Source organism: Algibacter sp. YIN40 (assembly GCF_057219435.1).
In genome coordinates this window covers 121,215-142,723 of the sequence record NZ_JBXVVC010000002.1, presented here as the reverse complement: position 1 = coordinate 142,723, position 21,509 = coordinate 121,215, and the positions used below count along the sequence as shown (strand labels likewise).

The window sequence follows — 21,509 nt, the reverse complement described above, 5'->3', positions numbered from 1 at the left end:
TAATTAACTATTTTGAAATAAAACGAAAGCATTATCATTTAAATAAAACTTTCTTTCCAAAACTACTTTTAGATGCTTCACATAGTGAACATTCATAAGTTTCAGAAAGATTTTCAAAAGCTGTATTTGGAGCAATATTTTGTGTGATATCGCCATAGATTTCGTTATAAATGGTCAAACATTCTGAGCATTGATAAACCTCTTCCTGAGTAGTTTCAGCAATAGAAACCTGAACGCCTTCATCTTCTTTTTCTGTTCCTAATTGCTCAAAATACAACTGACTTAATTCCATTAACAAGCCAGGAAGCTCAACCTTATCCACATCTTGAACATGCATGATATATTGGCGTGTATTCGGGTCGAAATTCCTAGCATATAGTAAGTTATAAGTATCTCTTATTTTAAAATCCCCAATAGTTTCAGGCTGCACATTCTTCTCTACAACAATAGAGGTGAAATTGTAAGTATCGCTATCAAAATTTGTAATTCCGAAAGTCAACCCGTAGGTACTAATATCATTTTGATCAAAATTAGTAACCAAGTACTTTTTTAAGCTTAATGCATCTTTATCATTTACAGGTAAATGCCAATTCATCTCTAACATAGAGTGTCTTACATTGATACCAAATTTACCGAGAAATTTTTCCCATTTTAATTTTGAATGTAACGGGATGCCTTTCACAATGAATGATTTCCATGGTGTGATTGAGATTTTTCCAATTTTGTTTTCTGAACACAACTCACACATAGCTTTCAGAAATTTTAAATCGTACCTATTATTCCGCCAATACAAACCCAACCAATAGCGATCAGTACCAATTCTGTTCATCCCTTCGTAATACGGAAACGGATAAAAAGGAACTTCCAATGGCTTATCAACCGTTCTGTTATTGGAATCTATGGCATCACTTACCAAATCAAAAACGGTTTCAATAGTTTCGGGTTCCTCTATCAAAATATTTTCAATAACCAATTCAACTTTACCCATATCCCAGCTATAAATAAGCGCAGGATACATTTGTGTTTTTTTCCAACCAGGTAGTCTCAAATATAAATACCAATAATCTTCATGCTCTGAAGCTATAAAATTAACATTTCCAGTAAATAATGGCACTAAACGTTGCTTTGGGTCTATAACATTTATACGAAGTTTTGGATTATGCTTAAACTGTTCTAAAACATACAAATAACGCTCGCCTGTTAACCATGAAGTACTTGGTAAAATTTCAGATGAAACATAAGACGACGCTATATTTTCAACGCCATCACTTTTAGGTTTTACAAATTGAATTTTATCAAACTGTGAAAACTTTTTTTCATCGATTTCCTCAGGAAAAATAATATCTTGGCGAGACCCAAAAGATATAGCATCTAAACCTAGAAACTCAGCAGCATCACAAATATATTTTAATTCACCTGGTGATAAAACACCGCCGTTAATCATTAATCTATAAGGTTCCTTCATTATGCTAATACTTTTGAATTTTGAAGAATATCTCTTACTTCAGTTTTACAACTACCACAACCTAAACCAGCTCCAGTTTTATTACATAATTCTGTAAAATCTATACAGCCTTTTGAAATAGCTTCCTCTATATTACCCGCGCCTACTTGACTACAAGAGCACACTAATTTTCCTAATACAGGAACATCATTTGAAGTGCCACGAAGCAATTTGTCTCGCTTTTCAGCCATTTCAATCTTGCTTTCAATCATGGTTTTAAATTCGGCAAATTCATTTTTATCACCCATTAAAACAGCACCAACCAACAAATCATCTTTTACAATACACTTTTTGTAGTACCTTTTTTTAATGTCTGTAAAAATGATTTCTTCGTAGCTATCATCATTATCTGGCACATTTATATCACCAATACTACAAAGGTTTAAATTATTAAATTTCAGAATATTCATTAATACAGATCCCTTATATGAACAACTAATATCGCCTGCAATAAAGTTGGCTAAAATATTAGCTTGCTCTTCTGCCGCAGATGTAATTCCGAATAATTGATTGTTATATTCTGCTATTTCTCCAACAGCAAAAATATCTGGATGTGATGATTGCAAATGCTGATTTACCTTAACACCTCGGCTACAATTTATGCCATTTTCTCGAGCTATTTCAATATTTGGGATAGTACCTATAGCATATACAATAGCATTGGCAGTGATAAATTTTCCACTTTTTAAAGTGATGTTTAATTCGCTTGTATCATCATCATCAAACACCGTACTCACTTCATTATCAAAATAAATTTGAATGCCACGCTCTTGAACATCTAAAGCTAATAGTTTACTTGATACTTTATCTAACTGGCGTTCCATTAAACGAGAACCTCGTTGCACTATCGTAATATTAGTATTCTTATGCTTCATGGCTGCTGCCAATTCTAAACCTAGCAATCCACCACCCACAATAACCACATGCTGTTCTTCAGAAGGCAACCCTGTAGCATCCAAATAGCTTTTAAAACTATCTGCATCACTTTTGTTACGCATGGTAAAACGCCCAGGTAAATCTATTTGAACATCTTTTGGAATAAACGATCGACTACCTGTTGCTAATATTAATTTATCAAAATGATGAACCTCATCGTTACTATCCGTTACCTCCTTGCCTGCTTTTTCTATGTTTGTAATAAAAGTTTCAGGATGCAAATGGATATTGAGTTTATCCAGCTCTTTTTCCTTAATTTTTAAAAGTTGTTCCCAAGTTAATTCTTCGGTAACATACTCTGGCAACAACACTCTGTTATAAAACAAATTTGGTTCTTTTGAAAACACATGGATTTCATCTGCCTCATTTTGCTCTCTATAATTTTGAATGAACCTGAATGCTGCAGCTCCAGCACCAACAACAATTATTTTTTCTACTGATTTTTTATATTTTGAAACTGAAACACAGGTAAACTTAAAGTCTGGTTCTTTTGACACAGGGTCAACATGTGTATTCGTTAAATTATTTGCCCTGTTTAAATTACTTTGCAATTGTTTTCCCCAGTGCATTGGTAAAAACACCACGCCTTTTTTAATGTTTTCTGTAATACTTGCACGTACACGAACCACACCGTTCTCACTTTTAATCTCGGTAATATCACCATCCTTAACCTTATTTAAATAGGCATCTACGGGGTGTATTTCTAAAACAGGGGTTGGATAATGTGTTTTTAAACGTGATACCTTTCCTGTTTTTGTCATGGTATGCCATTGATCTCGCACACGACCTGTAGTTAATATTAATGGATAATCTGAAGTTGGTTGTATAGATGTATTTTCAATAGTACTTGGCAAATTAAACTGTGCTTTCTGTGAAGACGTATAAAACTTTTTATCTTCAAATAAACGAGGTGTACCTCGGTGTCTGTACTTTGGGACTGGCCATTGGAAAGTGCCTTCATTTTTTAATCTATCATAATTAAGAAATGATACATCAATATTCGTCCCTTTGGTCATAGATGCATACTCATCATATATTTCACTAGCATTATTATAATTAAATCCACGGAAACCCATTCGTTGTGCAAAATCGCAGAAAATTTCAACATCTGGTCTTGCTTCTCCCGGAGCATCTATTTCTTTAGGTAAATATGAAATTCGCCTTTCAGAATTGGTCATTGTACCTTCCTTTTCTAACCATCCTGCTGCTGGCAGTACTAAATCTGCAAAAGCGACTGTATCAGATTTATGTGATATCTCTTGAACCACAACAAATTTTGCATTTTTCATGGCTTTCTCAATACGATTCAAATTTGGCAAACTCACCAATGGATTTGTACAAGCTATCCAAATGGCTTTCATTTTACCACTTTCTAAAGCATCAAACATTTCGGTAGCTGTTAACCCTAGTTTAGGGTTGATTTTATTAACACCCCAAAACTGCGCGACTTCTCTACGATGTTCTTCGTTACCTAAATCTTTATGAACTGCTAACAAATTCGCCATGCCTCCTACCTCACGACCGCCCATTGCATTTGGTTGTCCTGTTAAAGAAAAAGGGCCTGAGCCAGGTTTTCCAACCTGCCCCGTAATTAACGATAAATTTAAGAGTGACACATTTTTATCGGTACCTACCACACTTTGATTAAGTCCCATCGCCCACATACTTATGAAACCCTTTGAAAGCCCAATAATATCTGCTGCCTTTTGAATCTCTCTTTCAGAAACACCACATAGTTTAGATGCTTGCCTTAAAGAGGTTTTAAAAATTAAATCCTTATAGTCTTGAAAACCTTCAGTATGGTTATTTATAAAATCTTCATCTATTAAACCACGTTTGTATAAACACCTTCCTATAGCATTATATAAGATGACATCTGTTCCTGGAAGCAATTGCAAATGCAAATCGGCAAAATTAGCGGTGTCTGTTTTTCTTGGATCGATAACAATAATTTTTACATCAGGATTATCTTCTTTACGCTTTTCAATGCGCCTAAATAAAATAGGATGACACCATGCGGGATTAGCACCTGTTATTAAAAATGTATCAGCTAACTCAATATCATCATAGGAAATTGGTACACTATCTTCTCCAAAGGTTTTTTTATATCCTACCACAGCAGAACTCATACATAATCTTGAATTCGTATCAATGTTATTTGTTCCTAAAAACCCTTTAGTAAGCTTATTAGCAATATAATATTCTTCGGTTAAACTTTGTCCAGAAACATAAAACCCAACACTATCTGGACCATACTTTTTTATGATAGATTTAAAAACACCTGCTGCTCTATCTAATGCATCGTCCCAACTTACTCGTTCAAGAGGATGCGATCTACTCCAACGCATTTCTGGGTATAGAATTCTATCTGAAGTATCGTTAGCTACGTAATGCAAATTCATGCCTTTAGAACATAGCATACCTTTGTTTACAGGATGGTCTTTATCACCCTCAACAAAAACTTTATCGTTAGTGTCTTTCTTAACAATAATCCCGCAGCCTACACCACAATAAGAGCATGTTGTTTTTACTTCGCTTTTAATCATTCAGACCTAACTTTACTACTAATTAAAACAATAATTTTTCCTAACACAAGCCCATTTAGTATTATTCAGAATACCACAAAAACTGTGCTTTTATTTTTTAATTCAATAAAAAATTAAATAAAAAATTTGCATTTTATAGCTTGAGTTGAATAATTAAATATAAAACTCAACTAATACTAGCAAATACAAATCTAAGTATTAATACTTAATATTGAATATTAAAAATTAAGTGTGATAGAAAAAATATCAGTTTGATAATTTAAAGAAGTTGGAATTGAGGATATGATAAAATTGGATATAAAATAGATAAGATTTTAATAAGAATTTTTACAAACAAAACAATAAAAACATATTAAGGATGAATAATAAAACGATTAATGTCCATGAATTAGCATAAGAATTCCATGAAGATATATTTCAACTATCAAAATCAATTGATTCATTTTTATTAATCTTATAAATCAATAAGGAAACAGCTAGTCCTAAAATTATTATTCCTGAATAAACAAGATAGTCATCAGAAAAAAATAATAGTCGATTTTTCATATTTATTTGATTAACCAAAATTTAAACCAGTCCAAACTCGTTAGCCTTATGATTCAACTCCATCAAATTTTTAACATCTAGTTTTTTCATGAGGTTAAAACGATGAACTTCTGCGGTACGTTTGCTAATTTGAAGTTCATCAGCAATATCTTTATTATTCTTTAATTGCAATACTAAACTAAGTATTTGCTTTTCCCGCTTAGTCAATTTAAATGGATCTTCTTTAACTCTCTGCTTAGGTGCAGCTGCTGTGTTGGTATTTCCGTTTACGAAGTTGTTCATAATAATAGCAGTCACATCACCTGTAAAATATTTACCTCCAGAAGCTACCTTATTCAAGGCTTTTATAAATTCATTTTTACTTGCGCCTTTTAATAAATAACCATCGGCACCAGCTTGGATAGCTTGCACAACATATTCCTCAGAATCATGCATAGATAGGACTAATGTTTTCACATCTTGGTATGATCTACTCATTTCTCTAACCACTTCAATTCCATTCATCTCTGGCATTCTAATATCTACAATTAACACATGAGGCTTGTTTCTAGAGATCACTTCTAAAGCTTCTTTTCCGTTAGAAGCTTCATCAATAACAGCAATACCATCTTGGTCTTCTAAAAGCGCCTTAATGCCATCTCTAACTAAAACATGGTCGTCTGCAAGAACTACATTAATCATATTTATTATCTTAAATTATAAGTACAAAAGTAACAAAATTAAGTAATTCTACGTATTTGAATACTTTAATATGGTGACTTGAATTTTACGCTTATCTAAACCAAAGGAATATTTAAAGTTACCCGAGTTCCTTTACCCACTTCAGAAGTTAAAAACAATCGCCCTTCAATATATTTTATACGCTCATTCATAAAAGTCATCCCCATACCACCATCTCCAGTTTTTACATGCTTTAATTTCCCTGGGTCAAAACCTTTTCCATTATCATCAACAACAATACTCAACATATTCTTACTATGAGACATAGACACTAAAATATGTGTTGATTCTGCATATTTTATGGCATTATTAATAGCTTCCTGGACGATACGATAAATATTTATTTCGGTGAGGGAATCTAAACGGGTACTAAAATCTGTTTTATTAAAAAACACAATTTCCTTTCCTGTAAGTCTAGCTAATTCTTTTGTCAATTTTGTAATCGCAGGAACAATTCCATGATCTGTCAATTCTGGGGGCGTTAAATTAAAAGTGGCTGTTCTAACGCCTTTAATAATATTGGCAGTAAGCTTTTTTAAGTGTTCTATTTTAGATGCAGCTTTATCAACATCATTAGGATCAATACTCTCCAAATTATACTTTAAACCTGTAAGCATTTGCCCTATACCATCATGCACATCTTTTGCAATGCGATTTTGCTCTTTTTCTTGATTTTCAATGATTTTGCTAGAAATAATTTTCTGCTGACTCATCTTTTCTTCAAAACTCTTTTCAGTAAGCCGCTCAATTTCTAATTGTGCTGACTTCCTTTCTGTGATTTCAGAAGCTATAATAAGTAACTCAGACTTTTCATCTGTTGGATTATAAGGTATAACAGCCATTTCTAACCAAATAGCATCACCGTTTTTTACGGTTGCCTTAACTTCCCCTTGCCAACCTGTTTTTTTAAATTTATTAATTAACTCTTCGAGCGCTAATTGCTCGCTTTCTATTATAGATAAAACATTCCAAAATAACACGGAATCATTAAAATTAGAAAACTTAAACAATCGTGTAAACTTATTCCCCATGTGCACAACACTCCCATTAGGTTTAATGCGAGCAAAAAGCAAAGTATCATCCATAGCGCGACTTAAGGCACGAAGCTCCTTAATCGATTTTTCCTTAGCAATACTCAAATTATCTGCATCAAAAGCCATTTTTTTAGCGTGCTTCTCTGCTAATAATAAGTCTGCCAATACAGTTTTTACAGATTTTGCAGCAGGCCAGAAAATAAATAAAAATTCAACTAAAAGAATTAATAAAGTAAGCCCTGTTAACCACAGCTCTAATTGACGCAACCACTTTACTTTTTCATCAGCCTCAAAATCATATTGATTAACAATATCATCCATCATTATTAAAAAAGCTGCTTCATTAGCTTTTACCTTTTCAATATCTTCGGCATAATACTCTAAAGGTAAAGGCGGTTTATTTTCAATCTTATCAATAATAGATTTTGAGGCAACACTTATAGTATAAAAAACAGGGTTTAAAACTTTGTATTTGTCTGTAATCTTAACGCTATTTGTTTTAGGCAGTCCTAGGCTATCATTACCTTTTTGAAGCGCCTTATGAGACAATCCCCAAAGGTGCAAGGTGGCTTTAATTTCATCTTTCAAAAGAATACGGTTTTCTTGGTTGGTTTCCGCAGAAAGCGATACAATATCTTTTGTCAATTTCTGACTCAACATACGCTGTCTACCAGCCACATTAATTACAGTAGAGTCACTTTCTTGTCCACTGAGATGTTTCCGTATCAATATCTGACTTACAATTACCGAAACCGCAATGGTACTTAATGCTATAATATATAAACGGCGTAATTTATCAAACGTTCTTTGGTCTAATGAATTACTCGGTGTAGTCATGGTTTTGCATTTATGAAATAGCCTGTTTTACTAAAGCCAAACTTTTATCAGAAAATGGTAATTTTAAGGCAGTAATATGACCTTTATCAGACATTTTCAACCAAGTCTTTTTCAAAATATCAATTACCTTTTCATCAGTATGCTTAGCAGCAAACTCTTCAAAATAGTAGTCTAAAAACACTAAGCATATAGTATCTTCAAGTGTTTGAGATTCTTCGTTTTTCTTAATCAGTTTTTTACTAATTATAGCTTTAACCCTATCGGTAAATTGGTCATCAAAACCTACTTGTTTTAAAATATCCGCTGTTAAATTAGCGTGCATTTTTTTTAAGGTTTCACGCCATTTCAAATAGCCCACGCGATCCATTGGGTATTCGTTACGTGCAATTTTCCAACGGCAAATATGCTGTCCACGCGCCGAAATTTGAAGTGCTTTAGAGGCACTAGGCTCAAACTGCAACAATTTCCTTGTCATCCGTTGCGAGTACAACAACTCCTTAGGATATTTTAAACCAGCAACTTCATATGTATTTACATCCTCGGAGTTGGCTTTATCTATTAGTGCAATAGCAGTTTCAAAACGTGTAGGCTTCATATCTTTTTAGGGTTTTAATCCGAGAAGCCAATATACACATTTCCGTTTTTAATTTTAACAGGATAGGTGGCTATTTTCAAATCTTCACCAGCCAAATTACTACCATCTTCTAAAGAAAAATTCTTTTTATGTAAAGGGCATGCTACTTTCGGTATATCCTCCTTATCACCAATCAGACCTAGAGACAACACCATTTCCATTTTATGCGGACACAAATTCTGTGTCGCATACCATTTCCCGGTTCGTGTAAAATTATAAACTGCAATTTGCTTGGTTTTGTACTTTATACAGGCTCCGCTATCCTGAGGAAAATCACTAGCTTCACCCACTCTAAACCACTCTTTAACAGAAGTTTCAGTTACCGTTTCGTATTGACTCAATATATCTTGCATATCATTAAAATTAAAATCAATTTATTATTTATTTTGGCATTACCACAAGAGTTGGGCTTTAAATAACAAATCCCCGCTCGTCCCAATAACAATCGTGAGCTCTCTGTGTGATTTCCATTGAAACCCCTAACAAGGGTTAGTCATCAATTTTTAATCTTCAAACTCAACTAACTCCAAGCTTTAGGCATTTTCTGCTCACGCATTGGTACAAACTCTAAATTATCATCCGTATCATCAGAATTCATAAAATGTTTGAAACGCTTCATGATTTCAGGACTCTCAACAGCCTGCTTCCACTCACATTTATATTTGTTAATTAAACCTTCCATCTCCCGCTCTAGTTCCTCTGCAATTCCTAAAGAATCTTCAATTACCACCTGCTTCAAGTAATCCAAACCACCATCAAGTTTATCTAACCAAGGTGCTGTTCTTACTAATGGTCCAGCAGTACGTATATAATACATTAAAAACCTATCTAAGTATTTAACAACTGTTTCATCATCCAACTGTTCTGCTAATAAAACCGCATGTTTTGGTGTAGCTCCACCGTTTCCGCAAACGTATAAATTCCATCCGCCTTCAACAGCAATCAATCCAAAATCTTTCCCTCTAGCTTCAGCACACTCTCTAATACAACCAGACACGCCACCTTTAAATTTATGAGGAGAACGCAAGCCTCTATATCGCTTCTCTATATCTATAGCAAATGTTACACTTTCGTGCATACCGTAACGACACCAAGTAGAACCCACACAACTTTTTACAGTTCTTAAAGATTTTCCGTAAGCATGTCCACTCTCAAAACCGGCATCAATTAATTCTGTCCAAATCATTGGTAATTCATGAACCTGTGCACCAAATAAATCAATTCTTTGTCCACCAGTAATTTTAGTATACAAATCGTATTTCTTAGCTACAGCACCAATAGTCATTAACTGGTCTGGAGTAATCTCACCACCCGGAACTCTAGGAACTACCGAATACGTGCCATTACGCTGTATATTAGCTAAAAATCTATCGTTAGTATCTTGTATAGCAGGTTGTTCGTTTGCTGTTTCCATAGTTACAGTAGCAAAAATAGACGCCACTAATGGTTTACATACCTCACAACCATGACCTTCTCCAAATAAGTTAAGTGCTTCCTGATAATCTGGCACTTTATTAATTTTTATAAGATCGTATAATTCTTGTCTACTAAAGTCAAAGTGTTCACAAATCGTTTCTTTAACTTCTTTTCCTAATGATTTTAAAGTTTCATTTACTAAATCTGTTACCATAGGTTTACAACCACCACAACCCGAAGTTGCTTTGGTTTTTGTAATTACATCACCAAACGTATTACAATCGCCCTCTGTAATAGAACAACATATATCACCTTTAGATACACTCTCACAAGAACACACTTGAGCCGTATCTGGCAAATCTAATACACTTCCAAAAGACGAACCACCTTCACTCACCGGTAAAATTAATTGTGATGGATCTTCTGGAATTGCCATCCCATTTAAGTAAACCTGATGCAACATATTGTAATCTGATGCATCTCCAACTAAAATCCCTCCAAGTAATGATTTACCATCAAGACTTATGTTAATTCGTTTATATAAATGTTGGGTTTTATTTTCAAAAATAATAGAATGCCCTTTAGATGCCGGCATAAACGGCTCACCAAAACTAGCTACATCCACACCAATTAATTTTAATTTGGTAGACATATCAATAGCATCTGGCATTAATGGCGCTTGGTTTCCTAAAATTTGATCTACAGCAACACCAGCCATTTCATAACCAGGAGCCACTAGTCCATAAATCATTTGATTATATAACGCAATTTCACCTATGGCATAAATATTCTCGTCTGAGGTTTGCATTTTATTATTAACCACAATACCACCGCGAACACCAACTTCGAGTCCACTATTCTTACCAAGCTCATCTCTGGGTCTAATACCCGCAGAAACTACAAGCATATCCACATCTAAAACATCATCCTCTCCAAACTCCATGCCTGTAATGGTATTATCCCCTAAAATTTGGTTGGTTGCCTTACTTAAGTGAATATTTAAACCTATAGATTCTAATTTTAATTGTAATACTTGACTACTTCTTGAGTCTAATTGTCTTGGCATTAGCTTAGAAGCAAACTCTACAATATGCGGCTCTAAACCCATATCCATAACAGCTTTACCAGCTTCTAAACCTAATAATCCACCACCAAGAATAGCAGCTCTTGCATCTGGCTTTTCAGCTTTAAGTTTTGCAGCATAAGCTAACATCCCTTCTAAATCTTCAATGGTTCTATATACAAATACACCTTCCTTTTCAACACCTTTAATAGGTGGAACAAAAGGTGAAGACCCTGTAGCTAGCACTAAATAATCATAAGAAAACTCAGAATCTTTAGCTGTTGTTATTGTTTTTGAAGCTCTATTAATATCTGCAACACGTTCGCCTGTAATTAGTTCAATACCATTATTAGCATACCATTCTGCTGGCGCCATTTCTAGAGCTTTAGCATCTTGGTTTTCGAAAAACTCACTTAAATGAACACGATCATAAGCAGGTCTTGGTTCTTCACCAAAAACGGTTACTTTATAGGCCTTGCTACCAGATTGGGTTATAAATTTTTCACAAAATTTATACCCTACCATACCGTTTCCTACAACTATGATTCTTTGCATAAATACGTATTTTAAACACAAAACTACGTATTTATACGTATATTATAATTTATTTAATTAAGATATTTACGTAGAATTATCATTATTGTTAATTTGACAAATTGCAACAAGAAAAATAGTTTTTTAAAAATTTATACCTCTACTTTTAATAAAATCTCAATCAGTTTCAAAAGCACATAAATTTTTAAGACTAATTTCTGAACGTTTTTCGTTCATCTTAATACGAGAATAAATAGATAACTTAATTGTCACGCTTGAATAATACTATTTACAGGAAATATTAAAACGCAATTTTTTTCTAAATTTTATACTGTTTTAATTTGGACAATTATGTGAAGAAAAGGCAAATATTTCAACCAACTTTCATATAACGACTAAATCATATAAAATAAAAAACACTGAAAATCATAAGATTAACAGTGTTTTGATTATACCTTCACAAGGTTAGTCGGGGTGGCAGGATTCGAACCTGCGACCTCCGCGTCCCAAACGCGGCGCGATAACCGGGCTACGCTACACCCCGATTTGGTTATCTGTAACGGGATGCAAATATACTTTATTTATTCATTTTGTAAATACAATTCTAAAAAATATTTCTTGTTTAAAATTGATAATTTAGCTGTTTCAATTTCATAGCGATTTTAGTGCACGTATTATTTAAAAATATAATTTTTTTCTTGATTTTCAGTATTACATTTTTGTGTTATAGTCAATCAAAAATAAAGGGAAAAGTAATTGATAGCAATAATGGAACTCCATTGGCAATTACTCAAATATTAGATATAAATAATAATGTAGTTACAGCCACAAACACAGATGGTGCTTTTGAACTATTAAAAGCAGGCATGTATTCATTTAAAAAACAAGGATATATTGATAAGCCTTTTGAACTAAATAATAATCAATACATCATCATTCAATTAGATATAAATCCCTCAGAATTAAATGAAGTCATTATAAACACCAACCATATTCCAAAAAAGCTACTAAGAGCTACTACATCAATCAATATTATTTCGTCGGAAGACATTCAACGCTCAAACAATACCGATTTTGCTCCGATTTTAAATAAAACTCCCGGTATATTTATGCAAAGTGGCGCGCTTAATACCAATAGAATTACAATTAGAGGTATAGGGTCAAGAAATTTATTCGGAACTTCAAAAATTAGAGCGTATTTTAAAGATATTCCACTCACAAATGGTAGCGGAGAAACTACCATTGAAGATTTCGAACTCGCTTCAATCTCCCGTTTCGAAATTATTAAAGGTGCTGCATCTAGCATTTATGGCTCTGGCCTTGGTGGGGTTATTAACATGACACCTCAAAATTCATTTTTAAATCAATCTGATTTAAATTCTGAATTATCAATTGGTTCTTTCGGACTGTATAAAGGTATTATAAATGTAAATCATGGTTCAGCAAAGAACAGTTTTAGAGCAGTTTATAGTAACACGCATAGTGATGGCTATCGAGAGAATAATCAATACGACAGGCAAACATTTACAATAAACTCAAATCATTTTTTGAGTGAAAAAGATGAACTGTCATTTTTAGTAAGTTATGTTGATTTAAAAGCTTTTATTCCGAGTTCTATTGATGAATCAACTTATTTTAACACTCCAAAATCTGCTGCTTTTACTTGGAAACAAGCACAAGGTTTTGAAGATTCTAAAAGAGGTGTTTTCGGGATATCATGGAATCATAATTACAACACCTATTTAAAACAAGCCACAAGTATTTTCGCCTCCTTTAGAGATGCTTATGAACCTAGGCCTTTTAATATTTTAGAAGAAAACACTTTTGGTTTTGGTATTAGAAGTCGGTTTTTAGGAAACACCCAAGTATTTGACAAAAACCTAAATTGGACTATTGGTGGCGAACTTTTTAGAGATACTTATAAATACGGCGCTTTTGAAAATTTGTATCAAGATTTCCCAGCTGGAACTGGAAGTGTTAAAGGCGAGCAACTATCTAATTATAAAGAAAAACGTAATTACTACAATGTTTTTTCAGAAATTGATTATGAATTTTCAGAAAAAACAACAGGCTCAATAGGCTTAAATTTAAATGAAACATCATATATTTTGAAGGATAGGTTTCAAGTTTCAGCAAATAACCCAGATCAGTCAGGTAGTTTTAAATTCAAAACTATTTTATCTCCAAAATTTGGTTTATCACATCTATTTTCAGAAAATATTTCAATATTTTCAAGCATAAGTCATGGCTTTTCTCCGATTTCCCTTCAAGAAACTTTACTTCCCGACGGACAAATAAATACGAACATAAAACCGGAAACAGGATGGAATTTTGAAGTTGGCACAAGAGGTTCAGCTTTAAATAACCGCTTACAATTCAATGTAACAATTTACCGTTTAGATATAAAAAATCTATTGGTGTCTAGACGAACTGCTCAAGATGAATTTATTGGCATTAATGCAGGTAGAACACAACATGATGGATTGGAAATAGCTTTAAATTGCAGATGGTTTGAGAACAAAAACCTATCTCTAAATTCATTCGTAAATTACACGCTTAATAATTTCATTTTTAAAGAGTTTATTGATGATACTAATAACTTTTCTGGAAATGATTTAACAGGAGTGCCTACAGATATTTTTAACGGAGGAATTGATTTTGACTCAACTTTTGGGCTTTATGGTAACATAAACTTTCAATATGTTGGGCGTATGCCTATTACAGATGCGAACAGCTTATATTCTGATAGTTACAATCTGACAAATATTAAAATTGGCTACAAAACAAATCTTAATAAAAAGCTAAAATTAAATACATTCTTGGGAGTAAATAATATCTTTGAAGAGGTATATGCTTCTCAAATTCTGATTAACACTTCAGGCTTTGGAGGTAGTGATCCTAGATATTATTATCCGGGAAACCCAATAAACTATTTTACTGGAATTAATCTAAATTATGTTTTTTAACGTAACTTTAAATCAAAAAATAATGAAACAAATTCACTCGCTATTAGCTATAATATTTTTTGCATGTATATCGTGTGCGCAACAGATTGAATCTGAGGTAAAAGCTGAAGATCCAACTAATTTAAGTTACACCACAGAATTAATTGTACCAGATTTAAATATTCCTTGGGGCATGGCATTTTTACCCGATGGAAGTATGTTAGTCACAGAAAAATCTGGTGAACTCATTCATTTTAAAGATGGTATAAAAACAAATATTGAGGGTGCCCCTGAAGTTTATGTTCGCGGGCAAGGTGGTTTTCTAGATATTGAAACACACCCAGATTATGAAAATAATGGATGGATTTACATGACTTATTCCTCTTCAGAAGGTGAAGGCGACGGCGGCAATACTGCTTTGGCTAGGGCAAAATTAAACGGCAATACCTTAGTTAATTTCGAGAAACTTTATAAAGCAGAAGGCAATACAAAAAAAGGTCAACATTGGGGTTCTCGTATAAAGTTTGACAATGAAGGCTACTTATATTTTTCAATTGGCGACCGAGGTAACAGAGATGTTAATCCGCAAGATATAACCCGCGATTGTGGTAAAATTTACAGATTAAATGACGACGGAAGTATTCCTCAGGATAATCCATTTGTAAATACTATAGATGCAAAAACGGCTATTTATAGTTATGGCCACAGAAATCCGCAAGGCATGGCAAAAAATCCAGTTACGGGAGCTATTTGGGTTAACGAACATGGTCCACAAGGCGGTGATGAAATAAATATTGTTCAAAAAGGAAAAAACTTTGGATGGCCCGTTATTTCTTATGGCATCAATTATAACGGTACTTCATTCACAGATTTGACTGAAAAAGAAGGCATGGAACAACCTTTGTTCTATTGGGTGCCATCTATCGCACCAAGCGGAATGGCTATAGTTTCCTCTGAAAAATATCCAGATTGGGAAGGTAATGTACTTGTTGGCTCATTAAAATTTGAATATTTAGAACGGTTAATTTTAGAAAATGATAAAGTTGTTAAACGCGAAAAATTATTTGAAAATATTGGTCGTGTTAGAGATGTTGTTCAAGCCCCAGATGGTAACATTTATGTCGCTGTGGAAGGAAAAGGTATTATAAAAATTGTTCCAGAAAATTAAACCGCTATTCATGAAATTATTTATACTCAGTCTTGTTTTAACGCTTTCATTTTCATGTGTGTCTCAAAATGATGCTTTGAAGCAAAGTATTGAAAGAGGTGGCGAAATATATACCGATTTTTGTATGACTTGCCATTTACCTAATGGCGAAGGTGTAGAAAATGTATATCCGCCGTTAGCGAAATCTGATTACCTTTTTAAAAACCGTGAGGCTAGTATTCGAGGTATTAAATATGGACAACGAGGAGAAATTGTAGTGAATGGAAAAACATATAATAGTGTTATGGTAGCCATGGGATTAAATGATGATGAAGTTGCCGATGTTATGAATTACATCACCAATAGCTGGGGAAATAAAAATGACAAAATAATTACCGAAGAAGAAGTTTCTAAGATTAAAAAATAAGATGCTTTCTTATTATTAGACTTTACATTTGCCTAACTTTGTAAAGATCAAACAAACAACAAATCATGCTAATTATTGGAATTGCAGGCGGAACCGGTTGTGGAAAAACAACGGTTGTTAACCAAATACTTCATGAGCTTCCTGAAGGCGAAGTAGGCATCATATCGCAAGATTCTTACTATAAAGATACGACGCATCTAAGTTACGACGAACGTGTAAATATAAATTTTGACCACCCAAGATCTATAGATTTTGATTTGTTAGCTTCCCATTTAGAAAAATTAAAAAATAACGAACCAATACACCAACCTGTTTACTCATTTGTTAAACACAATAGAACTGGTGATACCATATTAACCCACCCGAGAAAAGTGATGATTGTAGAGGGTATTTTAATTCTTACTAATCCCGAATTACGCGATATGTTTGACATTAAAATATTTGTACATGCTGATAGTGATGAACGCTTAATAAGACGCTTAAAACGCGACATTTCTGAACGTGGAAGAGATTTAGACGAAGTTCTTAATAGATATAAAACAACGCTAAAACCTATGCACGATCAGTTTATTGAACCAATGAAAGAATATGCCGATATTATTATTCCTAACAATAAATACAATACGGTGGCTGTTGATATAGTTAGAACTATTATAACTGAAAAATTATAAATGGCCAACCTGAAAAATAAAGGTAAATATCTAAAACCATTTAAAAACTGGTTTGTAATTATTATAATAGGATTTGTTGTTTGGATGCTATTTTTCGATGCCAATTCATGGTTTATCCATAACGAATTAAATACAGAAATAGAAGACCTTGAAGACGAAAAAGACTATTACAATCGAGAAATAGAAAAAGACAAAAAGGCAATTAAAAAGTTGAAAACAGAGGAGGGCCTTGAAAAATTTGCACGTGAAGAATACTATATGAAACGTGACAATGAAGAAATTTATATTATTGAATATGAAGACAGTTTAAAACTGAAAAAAGATGAGTACTAAATTGTTTGACGATTTCAATCAAGTTTCTTCAAAACAATGGAAACAAAAAATTCAGTTCGATTTAAAAGGAGCCGATTATAATGAAGTGCTAATTTGGCATACAAATGAAGATATTGCTGTAAAACCGTTTTACCATGCTGATGATTTCAGTAACTATCCAGAAGGCAGTCTCAAAGAAATTAAAGGTTGGAAAATATGTCAAAGTATTTTTGTAACCGATGCAAAAAAAGCAAATTTAAAAGCCACTAATACCATTGTACGTGGTGCTGAAAGTATCAAGTTTATTATTCCAGATGAAACCCTATCTATATCTGATTTAATTCAAAATATTAACCCTAAGTTAACTCCCATTTATTTAGAATTACAGTTTATTTCTGAATCATTTCTAGAAAAGAATGCTAAATCCATCAATTCAGAAGGAATTCAAATAGAGACAGATATTATTGGGAACTTGGTTAAAACCGGCAATTGGTTCAAGAATATAAAAGATGACTTTCAAAAAATTGAAAATATAATAAAGGATACATATACAATAACTATTAATGCTTCTATATACCAAAATTCAGGTGCGTCGATGGTGCAGCAACTCGCATATAGTATGGCACATGCAAACGAATATTTAAATCATTTAAAAACTCTCAATAAAAAAACGCAAACTCTTGAAGTGATATTCAATGTTTCAATAGGTACCAATTATTTTTTCGAAATAGCAAAACTTAGATCTTTAAGACAATTATGGAATATTTTGTCTTCAGAATATGATATCAATTCTAGCTGTCACATTACTGCTACGCCAACCAAACGCAATAAAACCCTTTACGATTATAACACTAATTTACTACGCACTACTACAGAATGTATGAGCGCCATTCTAGGTGGTGCAGATACTATTTGCAACTTAAGTTATGACGCTATCTACCACAAAGACAATGAGTTCGGTGAGCGCATTGCCAGAAATCAGCTTTTAATCTTAAAACATGAAAGTTATTTTGACATAGTTAATAATGCATCAGATGGGTCATATTACATTGAGAGATTAACTACTCAACTAGCAGAGAAAGCACTTAACCTGTTCAAAGATATAGAGGCCAATGGTGGTTTTTTACATCAGTTGAAAACAGGAACAATTCAACGTAAAATAAAAGAGAGCGCTTTAAAAGAGCAGCAACTATTTGATTCGGGTGCTGAAGTCCTTTTAGGAACTAATAAGCATCCTAATATAAATGATAAAATGAAGGGGGAATTAGAACTTTATCCCTTTGTAAAGTCAAAAACGAGAAAAACCCTAATAGAACCAATTATAGAAAAACGATTAGCTGAAACATTAGAACAAGAACGATTAAAAAAAGAATAAACCTTAAATTATATTATTAAAATGAAACCTCAATTATTAAAACTTTTTGTAGTTGCCTTAGTAATCAGTTTTATAAGCTGTAAAGAAGAAAAAATAACTTTATCTGAGTATGTATATACCGATAAAGGTGTTGTTTTAAATTGCGAAAGCTTAGACTCTAAGCTATATAACGAAGCGCTTTTTGCCTTTGAAAACGATATGATTAATTTTTATAGTAATGGGAAACCGAGTATTTCAAGAGCTTATTCTCAGTTTGTTCGCCAAGCAATAAACGGACAATTAAAGTATCAAGATATGATTACACCACATACAGTAGACGTTTTTAACGTTTTAAAAAAGGAAAGTGATTTATGGGATGCTAACAATCCAAATAGCCATTTAAATTATAACAGTAAACTTTTCAATTGCATTGCATCCAATATCCAAAACAAAGATTTAAACACTACTCTTAATGCATTGGTTTCAACCAACAGTATGAGTCCAAAATTATTTGGTCCACCTCTAATATCTAATTATGGTCAAGCCAATAGGGATAAATATTTATCAGCTTATATGGCATTCGATTTGTTTTACGCAAAACTTTTTGATGTTGATTTGTCTCATGTTAAAATGAATGAATCAGAAGAAAAAGTAGACTTTAATAACACCCAGGAAGAAACAACACCAGACCCACACGCTGGACATAATCATTAAATGAGAAAAAATCTTCAACATATAACCCTAAATAATGAATCTAATAATCAAGAGAACTTGATTAATGATTCTTTTTTAACTTCGGAAGGCATTGAAGTCAAATCAGTCTATTCCAAGAATGATATTGAAGATTTAGAACATTTAAACTTTGTTGCAGGAATAGCCCCTTACCTTCGAGGACCATATAGCACCATGTATTTACGCAGACCATGGACTATTAGGCAATATGCTGGTTTTAGTACAGCGGAAGAAAGCAATGCCTTTTACAGACGTAATCTAGCTGCCGGACAAAAAGGATTATCGGTTGCGTTTGACTTAGCAACACATCGCGGATATGATAGCGACCATGAACGTGTAGTTGGTGATGTTGGAAAAGCAGGAGTTGCAATCGATTCTGTTGAAGACATGAAAATTCTTTTCGATCAAATTCCATTAGATAAGATGTCGGTTTCAATGACTATGAACGGCGCCGTATTACCTATAATGGCATTTTTTATTGTGGCAGCAGAAGAACAAGGAGTTTCCATTGAACAACTTTCTGGCACCATTCAAAATGATATTCTAAAAGAGTTTATGGTTCGTAATACTTACATCTACCCTCCTACACCTTCCATGAAAATCATTTCAGATATTTTTGAATTTACTAGTAATAAAATGCCAAAGTTCAATAGTATTAGTATTTCAGGTTATCACATGCAAGAAGCTGGTGCAACCTGCGATATAGAATTAGCTTATACCCTAGCCGATGGATTAGAGTACCTTAGAACTGGCATAAAAGCAGGTATGGATATTGATGCTTTTGCTCCAAGACTTTCATTCTTCTGGGCAATAGGAATGAATCATTTTATGGAAATAGCAAAATTGCGTGCAGCTCGTATGCTTTGGGCTAAACTTGTAATGCAATTTAAGCCGAAAAATCAAAAGTCCTTAGCCTTAAGAACACACTGCCAAACATCTGGCTGGAGTTTGACTGAGCAAGACCCTTTTAATAATGTAGCACGCACAACTATTGAAGCAGCTGCCGCGGCTTTTGGAGGCACTCAAAGTTTACATACAAATGCACTAGATGAAGCTATTGCACTACCAACCGATTTTTCAGCACGAATAGCAAGAAACACACAAATATTTTTACAAGAAGAAACCAAAATTACCAAAACAGTTGATCCATGGGCAGGTAGTTATTATGTTGAAAAACTAACACATGATATTGCCAAAAAAGCTTGGGCACTTATAGAAGAAGTAGAAGAACTTGGAGGTATGACAAAGGCCATTGAAGCTGGAATTCCAAAAATACGCATTGAAGAAGCTGCAGCGAAGAAACAAGCACGTATTGATTCTGGACAAGATATTATTGTTGGTGTTAACAAATACCGCTTGGAAGAAGAAGACCCTATTAGCACACTAGAAGTAGATAATCAAACTGTAAGAAACTCTCAAATAGAAAGGCTAAACAGTATTAAATCGAAAAGAGATTCTAATAAAGTAGTAACAGCATTATCAAAATTAACAAAAGCAGCTCAAACAGGAGAAGAAAACTTATTATCTTTAGCTATTGAAGCAGCTCGCGAACGTGCCACATTAGGTGAAATAAGCGATGCCTTAGAAGTGACTTTTGGAAGACATAAAGCACAAATAAAATCCTTTTCAGGTGTGTACAGTAAAGAAATAAAAGACGACAAATCCTTTAAAAGAGCTCAAGAACTAGCTGATTTTTTTGCAGAGCAAGACGGTCGCAGACCTCGTATAATGATTGCAAAAATGGGACAAGACGGTCATGATCGTGGTGCTAAAGTGGTCGCCACAGGCTATGCAGACGTTGGCTTTGATGTAGATATTGGACCGTTGTTTCAAACACCTCAAGAAGTTGCAAAACAGGCTGTAGAAAACGATGTTCATATTTTAGGCGTTTCCTCACTTGCTGCTGGCCATAAAACTCTAGTGCCACAAGTTATTGAGGCATTAAAAAAATATGGGCGAGATGATATTATGGTTATTGTTGGTGGTGTTATACCTAAGCAAGACTACCAATATTTATTTGATGCAGGTGCAGTTGCTGTTTTTGGTCCTGGCACAAAAATTAGTGATGCAGCCATTAAAATACTAGAAATCTTGATTGATTAAGCTAATAATTATCAATATCGTAATTGACTTTCTTATTATCCTTTTGTT

15 protein-coding genes and 1 tRNA gene are annotated in these 21,509 nt (G+C 33.5%); 8 read left to right on the top strand and 8 right to left on the bottom strand.

The window, feature by feature from the left end:
* Positions 1–34 precede the first annotated feature (34 nt).
* The 8 genes from AC2D6V_RS08495 to AC2D6V_RS08460 form a co-directional block, all read right to left on the bottom strand.
* The gene (locus AC2D6V_RS08495) at positions 35–1,465 is read right to left on the bottom strand and encodes a rubredoxin (protein ID WP_484647662.1); all 1,431 of its coding nucleotides are present in this window, start codon (positions 1,463–1,465) and stop codon (positions 35–37) included.
* The gene (locus AC2D6V_RS08490) at positions 1,465–4,986 is read right to left on the bottom strand and encodes a molybdopterin-dependent oxidoreductase (RefSeq protein WP_484647661.1); all 3,522 of its coding nucleotides are present in this window, start codon (positions 4,984–4,986) and stop codon (positions 1,465–1,467) included. The genes AC2D6V_RS08495 and AC2D6V_RS08490 overlap by 1 nt, the downstream gene beginning before the upstream one ends.
* A 567-nt stretch (positions 4,987–5,553) precedes the next feature.
* Positions 5,554–6,219 (bottom strand): response regulator, encoded by a 666-nt coding sequence (locus AC2D6V_RS08485; RefSeq protein ID WP_484648192.1) that lies wholly within the window; start codon positions 6,217–6,219, stop codon positions 5,554–5,556.
* 89 nt (positions 6,220–6,308) lie between these two features.
* Entirely contained in the window at positions 6,309–8,123 is a 1,815-nt protein-coding gene (locus AC2D6V_RS08480; protein WP_484647660.1) for a sensor histidine kinase, read from the bottom strand.
* 10 nt (positions 8,124–8,133) lie between these two features.
* Positions 8,134–8,718 carry a DUF4202 domain-containing protein gene (locus tag AC2D6V_RS08475; RefSeq protein ID WP_484647659.1) on the bottom strand — a complete coding sequence of 195 codons (585 nt, stop codon included), beginning with the start codon at positions 8,716–8,718 and terminating at the stop codon, positions 8,134–8,136.
* Positions 8,719–8,732: 14 nt separating this feature from the next.
* Positions 8,733–9,110, bottom strand: coding sequence for a nitrite reductase small subunit NirD (gene nirD / locus AC2D6V_RS08470; RefSeq protein WP_484647658.1), 378 nt, complete (start codon positions 9,108–9,110; stop codon positions 8,733–8,735).
* 167 nt (positions 9,111–9,277) lie between these two features.
* Complete coding sequence (gene nirB, locus AC2D6V_RS08465) at positions 9,278–11,791, bottom strand: nitrite reductase large subunit NirB (protein WP_484647657.1); 2,514 nt, start codon at positions 11,789–11,791, stop codon at positions 9,278–9,280.
* A gap of 448 nt (positions 11,792–12,239) precedes the next feature.
* Positions 12,240–12,314: transfer RNA gene (locus tag AC2D6V_RS08460), tRNA-Pro, on the bottom strand.
* Between the two features lie 154 nt (positions 12,315–12,468).
* Here AC2D6V_RS08460 and AC2D6V_RS08455 point away from each other — a divergent pair.
* From AC2D6V_RS08455 to scpA, 8 genes are all read left to right on the top strand, one after another.
* Positions 12,469–14,736 carry a TonB-dependent receptor domain-containing protein gene (locus AC2D6V_RS08455; protein WP_484647656.1) on the top strand — a complete coding sequence of 756 codons (2,268 nt, stop codon included), beginning with the start codon at positions 12,469–12,471 and terminating at the stop codon, positions 14,734–14,736.
* Positions 14,737–14,758: 22 nt separating this feature from the next.
* Entirely contained in the window at positions 14,759–15,883 is a 1,125-nt protein-coding gene (locus AC2D6V_RS08450; protein ID WP_484647655.1) for a PQQ-dependent sugar dehydrogenase, read from the top strand.
* Positions 15,884–15,893: 10 nt separating this feature from the next.
* Positions 15,894–16,289 (top strand): c-type cytochrome, encoded by a 396-nt coding sequence (locus AC2D6V_RS08445; RefSeq protein WP_484647654.1) that lies wholly within the window; start codon positions 15,894–15,896, stop codon positions 16,287–16,289.
* Between the two features lie 65 nt (positions 16,290–16,354).
* Complete coding sequence (gene udk / locus AC2D6V_RS08440) at positions 16,355–16,960, top strand: uridine kinase (protein WP_484647653.1); 606 nt, start codon at positions 16,355–16,357, stop codon at positions 16,958–16,960.
* Positions 16,961–17,293: an FtsB family cell division protein gene (locus AC2D6V_RS08435; RefSeq protein ID WP_484647652.1), complete on the top strand. Its 333-nt coding sequence runs from the start codon at positions 16,961–16,963 to the stop codon at positions 17,291–17,293.
* Complete coding sequence (locus tag AC2D6V_RS08430; RefSeq protein WP_484647651.1) at positions 17,283–18,647, top strand: methylmalonyl-CoA mutase subunit beta; 1,365 nt, start codon at positions 17,283–17,285, stop codon at positions 18,645–18,647. Before AC2D6V_RS08435 ends, AC2D6V_RS08430 begins: the two co-directional genes overlap by 11 nt.
* A gap of 21 nt (positions 18,648–18,668) precedes the next feature.
* Positions 18,669–19,340 (top strand): hypothetical protein, encoded by a 672-nt coding sequence (locus AC2D6V_RS08425; RefSeq protein WP_484647650.1) that lies wholly within the window; start codon positions 18,669–18,671, stop codon positions 19,338–19,340.
* Positions 19,341–21,461, top strand: a complete 2,121-nt coding sequence (scpA, locus tag AC2D6V_RS08420) for a methylmalonyl-CoA mutase (protein WP_484647649.1) — start codon at positions 19,341–19,343, stop codon at positions 21,459–21,461. It abuts the gene before it with no gap.
* The last annotated feature ends 48 nt before the right edge of the window (positions 21,462–21,509 follow it).

Excerpts from the sequence above, each read along its gene's own strand:
- AC2D6V_RS08495 (WP_484647662.1), bottom strand. The coding sequence starts at position 1,465 with ATGAAGGAACCTTATAGATTAATGATTAACGGCGGTGTTTTATCACCA.
- AC2D6V_RS08490 (WP_484647661.1), bottom strand. The coding sequence starts at position 4,986 with ATGATTAAAAGCGAAGTAAAAACAACATGCTCTTATTGTGGTGTAGGC.
- AC2D6V_RS08480 (WP_484647660.1), bottom strand. The coding sequence starts at position 8,123 with ATGACTACACCGAGTAATTCATTAGACCAAAGAACGTTTGATAAATTA.
- AC2D6V_RS08475 (WP_484647659.1), bottom strand. The coding sequence starts at position 8,718 with ATGAAGCCTACACGTTTTGAAACTGCTATTGCACTAATAGATAAAGCC.
- nirD (WP_484647658.1), bottom strand. The coding sequence starts at position 9,110 with ATGCAAGATATATTGAGTCAATACGAAACGGTAACTGAAACTTCTGTT.
- nirB (WP_484647657.1), bottom strand. The coding sequence starts at position 11,791 with ATGCAAAGAATCATAGTTGTAGGAAACGGTATGGTAGGGTATAAATTT.
- AC2D6V_RS08450 (WP_484647655.1), top strand. The coding sequence starts at position 14,759 with ATGAAACAAATTCACTCGCTATTAGCTATAATATTTTTTGCATGTATA.
- AC2D6V_RS08445 (WP_484647654.1), top strand. The coding sequence starts at position 15,894 with ATGAAATTATTTATACTCAGTCTTGTTTTAACGCTTTCATTTTCATGT.
- udk (WP_484647653.1), top strand. The coding sequence starts at position 16,355 with ATGCTAATTATTGGAATTGCAGGCGGAACCGGTTGTGGAAAAACAACG.
- AC2D6V_RS08435 (WP_484647652.1), top strand. The coding sequence starts at position 16,961 with ATGGCCAACCTGAAAAATAAAGGTAAATATCTAAAACCATTTAAAAAC.
- AC2D6V_RS08430 (WP_484647651.1), top strand. The coding sequence starts at position 17,283 with ATGAGTACTAAATTGTTTGACGATTTCAATCAAGTTTCTTCAAAACAA.
- AC2D6V_RS08425 (WP_484647650.1), top strand. The coding sequence starts at position 18,669 with ATGAAACCTCAATTATTAAAACTTTTTGTAGTTGCCTTAGTAATCAGT.
- scpA (WP_484647649.1), top strand. The coding sequence starts at position 19,341 with ATGAGAAAAAATCTTCAACATATAACCCTAAATAATGAATCTAATAAT.